This window comes from Pollutimonas bauzanensis (assembly GCF_900129885.1).
Taxonomy (GTDB): Bacteria; Pseudomonadota; Gammaproteobacteria; order Burkholderiales; family Burkholderiaceae_B; genus Pollutimonas; species Pollutimonas bauzanensis.
This window is the reverse complement of the sequence record NZ_FQXE01000004.1, coordinates 95351-108029: the sequence shown is the minus strand read 5'-3', so window position 1 is coordinate 108029 and position 12679 is coordinate 95351. Positions and strand designations below refer to the sequence as shown.

Annotated in this window: 11 protein-coding genes; 10 read left to right on the top strand and 1 reads right to left on the bottom strand. The window is 62.8% G+C overall.

What is annotated here, in order from left to right; all coding sequences use genetic code 11:
- Window positions 1–130: 130 nt before the first annotated feature.
- The 9 genes from BUB23_RS09070 (at window position 131) to BUB23_RS09030 (ending at window position 9543) form a co-directional block, all read left to right on the top strand.
- Window positions 131–784 (top strand): RraA family protein, encoded by a 654-nt coding sequence (locus tag BUB23_RS09070; protein ID WP_073102796.1) that lies wholly within the window; start codon window positions 131–133, stop codon window positions 782–784.
- Window positions 785–822: 38 nt separating this feature from the next.
- Window positions 823–1821, top strand: coding sequence for a Bug family tripartite tricarboxylate transporter substrate binding protein (locus tag BUB23_RS09065; RefSeq protein ID WP_073102795.1), 999 nt, complete (start codon window positions 823–825; stop codon window positions 1819–1821).
- 39 nt (window positions 1822–1860) lie between these two features.
- The gene (locus BUB23_RS09060) at window positions 1861–2481 is read left to right on the top strand and encodes an RraA family protein (RefSeq protein ID WP_073102794.1); all 621 of its coding nucleotides are present in this window, start codon (window positions 1861–1863) and stop codon (window positions 2479–2481) included.
- Window positions 2482–2532: 51 nt separating this feature from the next.
- The gene (locus tag BUB23_RS09055; RefSeq protein WP_073102793.1) at window positions 2533–3528 is read left to right on the top strand and encodes a Bug family tripartite tricarboxylate transporter substrate binding protein; all 996 of its coding nucleotides are present in this window, start codon (window positions 2533–2535) and stop codon (window positions 3526–3528) included.
- A gap of 385 nt (window positions 3529–3913) precedes the next feature.
- The gene (locus BUB23_RS09050) at window positions 3914–5362 is read left to right on the top strand and encodes an aldehyde dehydrogenase family protein (RefSeq protein WP_073102792.1); all 1449 of its coding nucleotides are present in this window, start codon (window positions 3914–3916) and stop codon (window positions 5360–5362) included.
- Between the two features lie 85 nt (window positions 5363–5447).
- On the top strand, window positions 5448–6389 hold the full coding sequence (locus tag BUB23_RS09045; RefSeq protein WP_245801220.1) for a Bug family tripartite tricarboxylate transporter substrate binding protein: 942 nt from the start codon (window positions 5448–5450) through the stop codon (window positions 6387–6389).
- 23 nt (window positions 6390–6412) lie between these two features.
- Complete coding sequence (locus tag BUB23_RS09040) at window positions 6413–7576, top strand: iron-containing alcohol dehydrogenase (protein WP_245801219.1); 1164 nt, start codon at window positions 6413–6415, stop codon at window positions 7574–7576.
- A gap of 67 nt (window positions 7577–7643) precedes the next feature.
- Window positions 7644–8705, top strand: coding sequence for a LacI family DNA-binding transcriptional regulator (locus tag BUB23_RS09035; protein ID WP_073102790.1), 1062 nt, complete (start codon window positions 7644–7646; stop codon window positions 8703–8705).
- A 58-nt stretch (window positions 8706–8763) separates the two neighbouring features.
- Window positions 8764–9543, top strand: coding sequence for an SDR family oxidoreductase (locus BUB23_RS09030; protein ID WP_073102789.1), 780 nt, complete (start codon window positions 8764–8766; stop codon window positions 9541–9543).
- A gap of 52 nt (window positions 9544–9595) precedes the next feature.
- On the opposite strand, the gene BUB23_RS09025 is transcribed toward BUB23_RS09030, so the two are convergent.
- Window positions 9596–10360: an IclR family transcriptional regulator gene (locus BUB23_RS09025; protein WP_178372293.1), complete on the bottom strand. Its 765-nt coding sequence runs from the start codon at window positions 10358–10360 to the stop codon at window positions 9596–9598.
- A gap of 133 nt (window positions 10361–10493) precedes the next feature.
- Here BUB23_RS09025 and BUB23_RS09020 point away from each other — a divergent pair, with 133 nt between their 5' ends.
- The gene (locus BUB23_RS09020; RefSeq protein WP_073102787.1) at window positions 10494–12668 is read left to right on the top strand and encodes an acetate--CoA ligase family protein; all 2175 of its coding nucleotides are present in this window, start codon (window positions 10494–10496) and stop codon (window positions 12666–12668) included.
- Window positions 12669–12679 lie beyond the last annotated feature (11 nt).

Genomic DNA, 12679 nt, shown 5'->3' with positions numbered 1-12679 from the left:
ACTGCGTATCGTCCGGCGGGTCCGTCCGAATGGCCTGCCGGCAAAGTATAGCCATCCTTGACGGGTTTTGTGTTATAAATTGTCCGACAATCTATATCACATTGCCTGTAATAATTGATGGAGCCGCAAGATGAGCCGCTGGAGAGACCCCAAATACGAAGTGCTTTCGAACGCCGAGATATCGGACGCGCTGGATTTCCTCGGGCTGCCGGGCAGCGCCCACGGGCTGTCGGCGGTGACGGGCGCCCATCGCATCATGGGTCCGGCCTTCACCGTGCGCTTCGCCCCGGTCGACCCGGGGGCGGTGGGCACCGTCGGCGATTTCATCGACGATGTCCAGGAGGGCGATGTGATCGTGCTGGACAATGCTGGGCGCAGCGATTGCACCGTATGGGGCGGCATACTCAGCCAGATCGCCAAGTCCAGGAATATCGCCGGCACGGTCATCAATGGCGTTTGCCGCGATTCGGACGAGGCATTCGAGTGCTCCTATCCCATATTCAGCCGCGGCGTCTTCATGCGCACCGGTAAAGACCGGGTGCAGGTCGAGGCCGTGGGCGGCAGCGTCTCGCTGGGCGACGTGCGCGTCAACCGCGGCGATATCGTCGTCGGCGATCGCGATGGCATCGTCGTCATACCCCTGGCCAGGGCTCAGGAAGTGCTCGACCGGGCGCTGCAGACCCATCTGGCGGAAAAGGCCATCCTCCAGTCGGTGATGCAAGGGTCGTCCCTGAAAGCCGCCCGCGAGAAGCTGGGCTACCACACACTACAACGGCGCAAGTGACGCCGGCACAACTTACCCATACCACACAGGAGATGACAATGAAAAAAGCCCTTCAGAAAAACAATAAAGCCACGCTGCTGGCCACCGCGCTGTTCGCGGCGCTGGCCCTGACGGCAGGCGGTTCGGCATGGGCCCAGAAGCTCGCCTGCCACAACGTGACGATAGTGTCGCCCTATCCGCCGGGCGGCACGACCGACATCCTGGCCCGCATGCTGGCCCCCAGCATGCAGCAGGAACTGGGCGTTCCCGTCATCGTGGACAACAAGCCGGGCGCCAGCAGCAACATCGGCACGGAATTCGTGGGACGCGCCAAGCCGGATGGCTGCACGCTGCTATTGGGCAACAATACCGGCGTCGTGATCAATCGCAATCTGTATAAATTGCGCCTGGATCCGGTCGAGAGCCTGGCGCCCATCGCCGAAGTGGCCGCCGTGCCGCTGGTGCTTTATGTCAACCCGTCCAAGGTGGCGGTCACCACGCCGGCCGAGCTGCTGCAAGAGCTGAAAAAAGACCCGCAGAAGTACAGCTTTGCCTCCGGCGGCAGCGGCAGCCCGCAGCACCTGGCCGGCGAGCTGATCAAGCAGAGCAAGTCGGTCGAAATGCTGCACATCCCTTACCGCGGACAAGGCCCCGCGCTAAGCGACGTGATCGCCGGGCATGTGCCGATCGCCTTTGAAACCACCACGGTGGTGTTGCCCCACGTCAAGTCGGGCGCCGTGCGCGCCCTGGCCACCACCAGCGCGACCCGGACCAAGGTCCTGCCCGATGTGCCGACCATGGTGGAATCCGGCTTCCCCGGCTTCGTCATTGAAAACTGGTATGGTGTATTTGCCCCGGCCAACACGCCGCAGCCCATCATCGAGCAGCTCAACAAGGCGGTGAACACTGCCCTGCGCGCGCCGAACGCCGTCGAAGCCCTCGACAAGATGGGCTCGTCGGACGTCGCCGGCCCGGCCGGGCAGTTTGCCGATTTCATCGCCAAGGAAGCGCCCGTGTGGACCGAAGTCGTCGAGAAGTCGGGCGCGAAAGTGGATTGATTCCAGATCGTCTGGACATATTTTTTGGAGAGAACAGTAATGGATCCTTTAGCCCAGTTGTTCGAGGGCGTGCCCTCGTCCATCATCAGCGACTCGATGCGCAGAATCGCCGGCGCACGCCACCTCGCGCCCCGGCATGCCAGCGGCGGGCTGGCGGGAAGCGCCTACACGGTCAGGGTGCGGTCCGGCGACAACTTGTACATCCATGACGCCCTGCGCAACATCAAGCCGGGCCAGGTGCTGGTGGTGGATGGCGAAGGCCACACCGAGCGCGCGCTGGTCGGCGAAATCATGATGAGCGCGGCCAGGATGCGCGGCGTGGCCGGTTTCGTCATCGATGGCGCCATTCGCGACAGCGATGCCTTCAAAATCCACAATTTTCCTTGCTACTCCAGGGGCGTGACCCATCAGGGGCCGCTCAAGAACGGGCCGGGCGAACAAGACGTGGCCGTGTCCATCGATGGCTGCGTCGTCCATCCCGGCGACATCGTGGTGGGCGACTGCGACGGCGTGGTCTTCATTCCGCGGGCGCGCGCCGAAGAAGTCGCCGCCCTCAGCCGCAAGAAAATCGACGCCGAGACCGAGGTGCTGGCCGGCATCGCCAAGGGCGTCTACGACGACGCCTGGATCGACGCCGCCTTGAAGGCGCAGCTGGTCTAAGCTTCAGGCGCCTGCACAGGCGCATCCATTTTCAGTGAATAAGGCAGTTTTATGACGAATCAATCAGTTTCCAGGCCATTCCAGCGCGTGTTCGCGGCCGCGGCGCTAGGCGCGGGCCTGTGCGCGGGGGCATCGCCCGCCGCGGCGGCAAGCTATCCCGAGCGCCCGATCAAGCTGGTGGTGCCCTGGGCGCCCGGCGGCGCCACCGACGTTCTCGGGCGCTTCATCGCCAAAGGCCTGAGCGAGCGCGTCGGCCAACCGGTTGTCGTGGAAAACCGCGGCGGCGCGGGAGGCAATATCGGCACCGCGGCATTCGTGCGCGAAAAGGCCGATGGCTATACCTTGCTGGTGGCCACCAGCTCCACCAATGCCGCCAACCCCTACCTCTACAAACAGCTGGGCTTCAAGCCGGAAAGCGACTTCGCCGCCGTGGCCTTCGTCGCTTCGATACCCAACCTGCTGGAAGTCAACAAGGACTCCAAATACAAGAGCTTCCAGGAACTGCTGGACGCGGCCAAGGCCCATCCCGGCGCCTTGAACTATGGCTCCGCGGGCGTGGGCTCGTCCCAGCATCTGGCCGCGTCGCTGCTGAAGCACCTGACCAAGATCGACATCGTCCACATTCCCTACAAAGGCAGCGGTCCCGCGGTGTCCGACCTGCTGGCCGGCCAGTTCGATTTCATGCTGGACACCGGCTCCGTCTCGCAGGTGAAGGGCGGCGCCTTGCGCGGCCTGGCCGTGGCCTCCGAAACCCGCCTGGCGACCCTGCCCGACGTTCCCACTTTCAAGGAACTGGGCCTGGACGGCATGAACGCTTCCGCCTGGTATGGCATTATGGCGCCGGCCGGAACGCCGGCCGATGTGCTGGCTTACCTGAACAAGGAAGTCAACGCCGTGGTGCAAAGTCCGGAAGTCAAGGCGCGCCTGGAGGGCATGGGCGCCCAGGTGCCCGCGGCGCAAAGCACCGAGGAGTTTTCAGCGTTCATGAGCAGCGAGCTCAAGCGCTATGGCGAACTGATCAAGCTGTCGGGCGCCAAGATGGAATAGCGGCCGCGGGCCGGGCGCGCGCGTCCGGCCTGTTCAGGGCGATGGACCAGCCGCGCCTCTGCCCATAGCGATGTCGTTTGCAGCGATATTGCGCAGTGTCACCAGCAGCATACCTATCGATCAGCAAAGACAGCGTGGCGACGCCGGGCCGGCCGGAGCGTCACGCTGTCTTTTGTCGTCTTTTAATGAAACGTTTCCATATTTCCTATGAAATCGCAGAATATTTGGCATTGGCAAACCTGATCCAGGCAGATTTCAAGGCGCGACAGATTGATTTTCGTCATTTGCGGTTACTACAATGGCTATGTATACTGCGGCTTTTCAGAATATATATCGCCGCGGCAACCCGGGCTTGCTCGAAGAGTCAATTGGAGTCTTTTTACGAATGGCAAAAATAACGTTTCATAATGAATGGTTGGCCGCTACCGGATGCTTGATCGACGGGCAGTGGATTTCTTCCCCCGTTCAGTTTGCGGTCCTTGATAAATTTTCAGGTCAAAAGGTCGCCGAGGTGGCTGCAGCGGACCGGGATATGGTCGCGCGCGCCGTGCGCACCGCGAAAGAGGCGGTCGATCGCGGCGCGCCGCCGCCCCACGAACGCGGAGTAGCGCTGCGCGAGGCTGGGCGCCTGCTGGAAAAGCACAGGGCGCGTTTTGTGGGGGCGATGGTCGCCGAGGCGGGCTTCGTTGTCTCCGACGCCAATGGCGAGGTGGACCGCGCCATCATCACTTTGAATCTTTCCGCGGAAGAAGCGACGCGCCTTACGGGCGACATGGTGCCGTTCGCGGCCAGCCCGGGCGCGCACAATCGCATTGGCTTCACGATGCGCTTTCCCATAGGCGTGGTGTGCGCCATCACGCCTTTCAACTCGCCGTTGAACACCGTGCTGCATAAAGTGGCTCCGGCCTACGCGGCGGGCAACTCGGTGGTGCTCAAGCCGTCGGCCTATACGCCTTTGACCGCGGCGCTGCTGGCGGAAGTATTGCTTGAAGCGGGCATGCCGCCGGCCTTCCTGGCTGTTTTGCAAGGCGAGGGCGACACGGTGGGAACCTGGCTGCTGCAAGAGCAGGACGTGGCGTTCTATACGTTCACCGGCAGCACCCGGGTCGGCCGCATCATCCAGCAGTCCGCCGGCCTGCGCCGCACCCAGATGGAGCTGGGCAGCATCGCCAGTACGATAGTCTGCGCCGGCACCGACCTCGACCGCGCCATTCCCAAGATAGCCAACGCCACATTCCGCAAGGCCGGCCAGGTTTGCACCTCTGTGCAGCGCTTGTATGTGGAACGGCGCATCGCCGGCGAGGTGGCCGAACGGCTGGTCGAATGCGCCGGCGGCCTGGCGGCCGGCGACCCGCGCGATCCCGCGACCCGCATCGGCCCGCTGATTACCGAAGCGGCTGCGATCCGCGCCGAAAGCTGGCTGCGCGATGCCCGCGCCCAGGGCGCCAAAGTATTGTGCGGCGGGCGGCGCGAGCAATCGGTCCTGACGCCCGCGGTGCTGGTCGACGTGCCCGATGAAGGCGATGTGTGGTGCCGGGAAGCTTTTGCTCCGCTGGCATCGATCCGCCCCTTTGATGATTTCGACGAGGCCATCGCCGGCGCCAACTCGACGCCGTTCGGCCTGTCCGCCGGGGTATTCAGCAAGGATATCGACCAATGCCTGAAAGCGGCTCGCAGCCTGCGCTTTGGAACCATACAGATCAATGAAACATCCAGCGCGCGGTCCGATGTGATGCCGTTCGGCGGGGTGAAGGACAGCGGCTTCGGCAAGGAAGGCCCATGGCATGCCATGAGGGAAATGACCGAGGAAAGGCTGATTACGTTCAATCCTTGATTACTTCGATGGTTGACAACAACTTGTAGGCACTAAAAGGGAATAAAAAGCTATGTGGAAGCACTCTATAAAAGCTGGGGCCGGCTTGCTGGCAGTCTTGGGGCTGATGGGGCAGCCCGCCGTTTCGGCCGAATGGCCCGCCAAGCCCATTACGCTGGTGGCTCCATTCACGCCGGGCGGCACGACCGACCTGATGGCGCGAGCCATCGCTCAGCAACTGCAGAATGAGCTGGGCCAGACTGTGGTGGTGGAAAACAAGCCGGGCGCGGGAGGCACGGTCGGCGCGGCCTACGTGGCGCGATCCGCCCCGGACGGCTACACGCTGCTGCTGGCCAATGTCGGGCATGCGGCGGCGGCCGCCTTGTATAAGACCTTGACGTACGACTTCCAGACCGACCTCGATTCGATAACCAGCGTGGCCTATGTTCCCAATGTGCTTATCGTCAACAAGTCGCTGCCCGTCAATACGGTCGCGGAGCTTGTCGAATACATCAGGCAAAGGCCGGGCGAAGTCAATTACGGCTCTGCCGGCATAGGCAGCACGCAGCATTTGTCCGGCGAATTGCTGAAGTCGTCGGCGAAACTGGATGCGGAGCATGTGCCATACAAGGGCGCGTCCCCCATGATGAGCGACCTGATCGGCGGGCGCCTGGCGTTCGCGCTGGATTCCGCCGGGTCCGCGGCGGCCCAGATCGCCGGCGGCAACGTCAAGGCCCTGGGCGTGACGACGCTCAAGCGCGCGTCGGCATTCCCGGACCTGCCCACGCTGGATGAAGCCGGCGTACCCGGCTATTCCATGACGACCTGGTATAGCCTGGCCGCGCCCAAAGGCCTGCCGCCGGAAGTGGAAACAAAAATATACCAGGCGGTGGTGAAAGCCATGAAGAATCCCGCCATGCAGAAGACGCTCGAAGGCATGGCTGCCGAGCCGGGCGGCACCCCGCCGGACGAATTCAAGAAATTCGTCGTGGACGAAAGCCGGCGATGGGTCGATCTGGTATCGAGCTCCGCTATCGCCAAGAACTAACGCTTGTGCAGCAGAGAACCTTTATGCAAATGACAGACGCCGCCACTTTCTTCTGCCCGACACGTATCCATATGGGGGTGGGCGCTCATGAAAAGATCGTCGATACGGTACGGCAATACAACTGCCAGTGTATTTTCGTGCTTCTGGACGCGGCATTGGAAGACAGTGATTTCTACGCCCGGATCAAAGCCCTTCTACTGAAGGAGGGCGTGGCGATCAGCACGTACACCGAGATCGAGCCGGATCCCAGCGCCCATACGGTGGCAAAGGCGTTCGAGGCATGCCGCGCCAGCAATGCGACAGTATTGCTGGCCATCGGCGGAGGCAGCACCATGGACGTGGCCAAGGCCGTGGGGATACTTGCGACCAACGGGGGCCGCATCCACGACTATGAAGGGATAGAGAAGTTCGTGATTCCCCCCCTGCCGCTGATTGCCATTCCGACCACGGCTGGAACCGGTTCCGAGGTTTCGGGGTCTTGCGTCATTACCGACACGGACAAGAACCTGAAAATGTCGATACGGCACGCGGCGCTCAACCCGGCGGATGTCGCCATCCTGGACCCGCTGGCGCTGCGCACCGTTCCCGGCCATGTGGCGGCGCATTCGGGCATGGACGCCTTCGTGCATGCTTTCGAATCTTATATTTCCAGGCAATCGAACCTGATTACCGATGCGATCAATTTGCAGGCCATGGAATTGATTGCGGGCAATATCCGGCAGTTCGCGGCTGACCGCGGCAACCTGGAGGCCGGGCTGAACATGCTTTGCGGTTCGGCCCTGGCCGGCATCACCTTTGGCCAGACCGGCCTCGGCAATGTGCATTGCATGGCTCGCTTCGTAGGGGCGCGCTTTCATTTGTCGCATGGCCTGTCCAATGCGGTCTGCCTGCCGCATGTGGCGGCGTTCAACATGCCGGCCAATCCCGCGAAGTTCGCGCGCATTGCGCAGGCGATGGGCCGGCATGTGCAGGGCCTGCCCATGCTGGATGCCGCGCACAGCGGCCTGTCGGCGATCGAGGCGCTGTGCGTCGACCTGGAGATTCCCGGCCGGCTGCGCGACGTGGGCGTCGATCCGGACGCCTTCGAGGAAATGGCTGCGCTTTGCACGCAAGCCAACTACAATCGCTGGAATCCCCGGCACACTACCACCCGAGATTTCCTGGCGCTGTTTCAAAAGGCCTTTTGAGCCTCAAGCGGCCGGTCCGCGCTGGTGGCGCGGCGCCGGATCGGCCCTCGAACCAGACAGCGACTACATGGCATTGAAAGAGCTAGCATCCGCATCGAACAAAAAAGCCAAGCGCGTCACCGTCCATGATGTCGCGCGCGTGGCAGGCGTGGCAATAGGGACGGTATCGCGCGTGGTCAACGGGGCTCCGTCCGTCACCGAAGAAGTCCGGTCCAGGGTGTTGAACGCCATTTCAGAATTGGGATGGACGCCCAACGTCGCAGCGCAGGGCATGCGCGGCGTGTCCGCGCGCATGATCGGCTTCATTTTTTCCGATATCCGCAATCCCCTGTATTCCGCAATGGTGAAGGGGGCGGAGGACGCCTTGACCGAGCATGGCTATATGCTGGTGGTCGCCAGCAGCAATAGCTCGCCGGAACGCGAGGTGGCGCTGGTGGAGCTGTTCACCCGCCGCCGGGCCGACGGCTTGTTGTTCACGGTCGAAGAAGAATCCGACGCCGGCATGCTGCAGGCCATACGGGACGCGCGCTTTCCCGTCGTATTGATCGAGCGTGAATTGGCCTTGCCTATCGATACCGTGGGCGCCGACCACTTCAACGGCACGCGCCAGGCGGCGGAATATCTACTGAGCCTCGGCCACCGCCGTATCGCCTTGATCAGCGGCGGCAAGACCAACCGTGTCGGGCGCGATCGCCTCGGGGGGTTTCTGCAGGCTCATCAGCGCGCCGGGGTGCCTGTGGACCGTGATCTCTTGCGTCTGGACAGCTTCGCCTCGGAATACGGCTTCAGGGAAACCCAGGTGCTGCTCGGGCGGGAGCGCCGTCCCACCGCCATCATTTCCTCAGGCATGCATTTATTGAGCGGCGTGCTGGAGGCGGTGCGCATGAAGGGCCTGGATATTCCCGGCGATATATCGCTGATCACTTCGAACGATACCGAATTGGCGCGGCTGGCCACGCCCGCCGTCAGCGTCATCCGTTACGATCCTTACGCGCTCGGGCGCGAAGCCGCCCTGCAATTGCTGCGCAGGATCGCCCGGGAAACCCCGCAAGACCCCATACGCATCGAAATACCCACGGAGTTCGTGCTGCGCCAGTCATGCTCGCCGCCGCGCATGATAGTAAAGTAGCGGTTGCTACGGGGCTGGCGGCGCCAGCCATTCATTGACGCGAGACAACGAGGTTTCTATGGATTTGCACTTGGCGGGAAAGAGCGCTCTGGTTTGCGGTTCGAGCAAGGGGCTGGGCTATGCCTGCGCCATGTCGCTGGCCCGCGAGGGCGTCGCCCTGACCCTGGTCGCCCGGACGGCGCCGGCGCTGGAACAGGCGGCCCAGGCCATCCGCCAGGCCACCGGCGCGCAAGTGGCCGTCGTCGCGGCGGACATCACCACCGCCGAGGGCCGCGCCCAGGCCTTGGCCGCGTCGGGCATGCCCGACATCCTGGTGACCAACAGCGGCGGGCCCAAGCCCGGCGATTTCCGCGATTGGTCCAAGGATGACTGGATGGCCGCGGTGAATGCCAACATGTACACGCCCATCGCGCTGATCCAGAATGTCATCGATCACATGATAGGCCGGCGCTACGGGCGCATCGTGAACATCACCTCGGCGGCGGTGAAAATGCCGATAGACATACTGGGCCTGTCCAATGGCGCGCGCAGCGGCTTGACGGGCTTTGTCGCCGGGCTGGCCCGGCAGGTCGTCGAGCACAATGTCACGATCAACAACCTGCTGCCCGGGCCCTTCGAAACCGACAGGCTCAAGGAAACCGCGCTGAAAGCCGCGCAGAATACCGGACAGACCCTGGAGCAGGTCATGCAGGCGCGCCTGGATTCCGTTCCCGCCAAGCGCTTCGGCCAGCCCCATGAGCTTGGCGATGCCTGCGCCTATTTGTGCAGCGCCCAGGCGGGATTCATCACGGGACAGAATCTGGTCCTGGACGGCGGCATTTATCCCGGCATGCTGTAGAGTCCCCCATCTTATAGCGGCCGCGGCAAGCTGAGGCAGGGAATCCGGGCGATCACACCGTCAGCATTACACACAGGCTGGCGGCCAGGTCTTTCATGGCCTGGGCGATAGGGCCTTCGAGCTGCTCGCGGCTGATGACGGAGCTGGTGCCGCCGCAATTCATGGCAATAACCTGTCTGCCATTTGGCGACACGATGGGTACGCCCAGCGCATTCACGTCAGGATGGTAGCGGCGCAGATTGAGCACGTAGCCATGATCGCGATACATCTGCACCGACTCTTCTATATACCGCCGGTTCGCCTCCCATTCGTCGGGATATGCCTTTTCGATCTGCTCCATCAGGCTTGCGCGCTCGGTTTCGCCGATGGCGGCCAGATAAGCGCAGCCTACGGCAGATCGCTCGATGCGCAAGGCGGTCCCAATGTGAAAGTTCAACTTTAAAACGGCGGAACCGGTTTCGCGCCCCATGATGAGCATTTGCAGCCCGTCGCGGGCGGCGATCGACAAGGAGCATTGGAACGTGTTGGCTATGCGCGCCATTTCAGGCGCCGCAACTTCAGCAATACCCCGCTGCGACAGAGACGCACACCCGAGGGCCAGCACGGCAGGCCCGACCCGCAATCGCTCCGGATCTTTGCCTGGCACCAGATAGCCGCCTTTTTGCAAGGTATGGCAAAGCCGCCAGACGGTCGATTGCGACAAGCCGACCAGGCGCGCGATATCGGTAGTGCCAAGCTCCATGTGCTCCGCCGTAAAGCAGCGCAGCACAGACAATCCGCGTGATAACGCGGTAACGAAATGACGGTCTTCCTTCATTGGGTCCCTATGTGCCCCAGCTGGCGAGGCGCAAGTCTTCATGCATACGACGATTGACAGCCCGATAGCCGTCACCCTATACTTACTCGCACAGTGCATTCAAGAACTGCAGTGCAAATTATAGGAGTATTCAATGCTTATGGCAAGCCGGCATTCCCGCAATGGCGATTCCGATTCTTCTTTCCCGGACCTGGCGCGCTTTTTCGCTCCCCGGGCGGTGGCGATGATTGGCGCCACGGAAGATCTGGGCAAGTTCGGCGGCCGTTGCATGCGGCAAATGATGGACTTCGGCTACAAGGGCGCCATCTATCCGGTCAATCCACGGCGCGACGAGATCTTCGGGCTTCGCTGTTTTGCATCCGTCGCTGCGCTGCCCGCCGCTCCCGATCATGTGGGCATCGTATTGCCGGCTCATCTTGTACCTGCCGCGTTGGAACAGTGCGCCGAACGCGGCGTGCCCTTCGTGACCGTGTTCTCGTCGGGCTTCGGCGAGGTCGGAAGCGCCCAGGGCGCGGCCGACCAGCAGCGCCTCGTCGACATCGCCCGGGCAGGCAACATCCGGCTCATGGGTCCCAATTGCAATGGAATGATCAACTTCGTCGACGGCTTCGCCCTCACGTCCACCGCCACCATTCAAGGCCCCCGGCGCGCCGCGGGCGATATCGGCGTCGTTTCCCAGTCCGGCGGCGCGGGACAGGTCAATATCATGTGGCGCGCGCAACAGTCCGGGCTGGGCATCAGTTATCAGGTCAGCTGCGGCAACGCGGCCGACCTCGACCTGGTCGACTACGCATCGTTCATGCTGGAAAGCGAGAAAACGAAAGTCGTATTAATGCTGGCGGAGAGCCTGGCGGATGGCGGCCGCTTGCGCATGCTGGCCCGCCGCGCCGCCGATCTGGACAAGCCCATCGTCATGGTGAAGGTCGGCCGCAGCGCAGCGGGCAGCAAGGCCGCCGCATCGCACACCGGCGCCATTACCGGCGCCGACGATGTGTGTGATGCCGCACTGCGGCAAATGGGGATTGTGCGGGTAAGCGATTGCAATGAGCTCTATGAAACGGCCATGCTATTGCGCCAGGCCCGCCGGCCTCGAGGCCATCGGGCGGCCGCGATGTCCATATCGGGCGGCAATCTTGTAATGGTCGCCGATCTGGGCGCCTCGGAAGGCATCGAATGGCCAGCCTATACCGGCGAAACGACGCAGAAACTCGCTGAATTGCTTCCAGGCTTCGGCGCAGCCACCAATCCGACGGATCTGACCGCCGCCGCGATTGGGCAGAAGAATGCATACAAGGACGCCGCGGAAACGATATTGGCTGACCCGAACGTAGACATCCTGATTCCAGTCCTGACTATCAACAGCGCGAACGATGTACGCGCAGTGGCGGAGGTGTCGGCTCGCAGCGACAAACCCATGGCCATTTTATGGACGGGCTGCGCCAGCGACGATGCTGCGCTGACACGAGAAGTCCTGGTGGCGGAAGGCCACGCCGTCTACCGCGATGCCTTGCCTTGCCTGAAAGCGGTCCAACGCACAATGCAATACGCCGAGTTTCGCCGCAGGCTAGCCGACGCGCCGGCGGCCAGGCCCGCGGGCATAGACGTGGAAGCAGCGAGATTGCTGCTGGAACAGGCGGATGGCCCGCTGAGCGAACATCGCTCCAAAGCGCTATTGCAACATTATGGATTGCCGGTCACGATGGAGCGGCTGACCAGCTCCGCGGAGGCGGCGTGGCAAGCGGCATCGCATATCGACGGCCCCGTGGCCTTGAAGATTCAGTCCCCCGATATCCTGCACAAGACCGAAGCAGGCGCCATCCGCCTTGGGGTCAGCGGCGAGCTCGCCGTCAAGGGCGCGTACGAAGAAGTCATTTCCGCTGCCAGGGCTTACCGGCCCGACGCCCGGATCGAAGGCGTGCTGGTCCAGGAAATGATCGCCGATGCGCACGAAATGCTTGTCGGGGTATCGCACGACGCCACCTTCGGTCCAGTATTGGCTCTGGGGCTGGGCGGCATCTATGTAGAAGTGCTGAAGGATGTCGTCTTTCGCCTGGCGCCGCTTACGGCCGATGAAGCGCAACGCGCTCTGGCGGAGCTGCGCACCTACAAGCTCCTGGAGGGTGTGCGCGGCAAAGCGCCCGCCGACATGGACGCGCTCATCGACGCCATCGTGCGCATCTCGTGGCTGACAGCCGATCTGGGCGACCGGATCGCCGAGCTGGACATCAACCCTTTGTGTGTGCTTCCCAAAGGGCGCGGCGCTCGCGTGGTTGACGCGCTGATCGTTCCGCGCCGTGCTGCCGGCTGATGCGAGGGCCA

Excerpts from the sequence above, each read along its gene's own strand:
- BUB23_RS09025 (WP_178372293.1), bottom strand. The coding sequence starts at position 10,360 with ATGAAGGAAGACCGTCATTTCGTTACCGCGTTATCACGCGGATTGTCT.
- BUB23_RS09060 (WP_073102794.1), top strand. The coding sequence starts at position 1,861 with ATGGATCCTTTAGCCCAGTTGTTCGAGGGCGTGCCCTCGTCCATCATC.
- BUB23_RS09035 (WP_073102790.1), top strand. The coding sequence starts at position 7,644 with ATGGCATTGAAAGAGCTAGCATCCGCATCGAACAAAAAAGCCAAGCGC.
- BUB23_RS09040 (WP_245801219.1), top strand. The coding sequence starts at position 6,413 with ATGCAAATGACAGACGCCGCCACTTTCTTCTGCCCGACACGTATCCAT.
- BUB23_RS09030 (WP_073102789.1), top strand. The coding sequence starts at position 8,764 with ATGGATTTGCACTTGGCGGGAAAGAGCGCTCTGGTTTGCGGTTCGAGC.
- BUB23_RS09070 (WP_073102796.1), top strand. The coding sequence starts at position 131 with ATGAGCCGCTGGAGAGACCCCAAATACGAAGTGCTTTCGAACGCCGAG.
- BUB23_RS09065 (WP_073102795.1), top strand. The coding sequence starts at position 823 with ATGAAAAAAGCCCTTCAGAAAAACAATAAAGCCACGCTGCTGGCCACC.
- BUB23_RS09055 (WP_073102793.1), top strand. The coding sequence starts at position 2,533 with ATGACGAATCAATCAGTTTCCAGGCCATTCCAGCGCGTGTTCGCGGCC.
- BUB23_RS09020 (WP_073102787.1), top strand. The coding sequence starts at position 10,494 with ATGCTTATGGCAAGCCGGCATTCCCGCAATGGCGATTCCGATTCTTCT.
- BUB23_RS09050 (WP_073102792.1), top strand. The coding sequence starts at position 3,914 with ATGGCAAAAATAACGTTTCATAATGAATGGTTGGCCGCTACCGGATGC.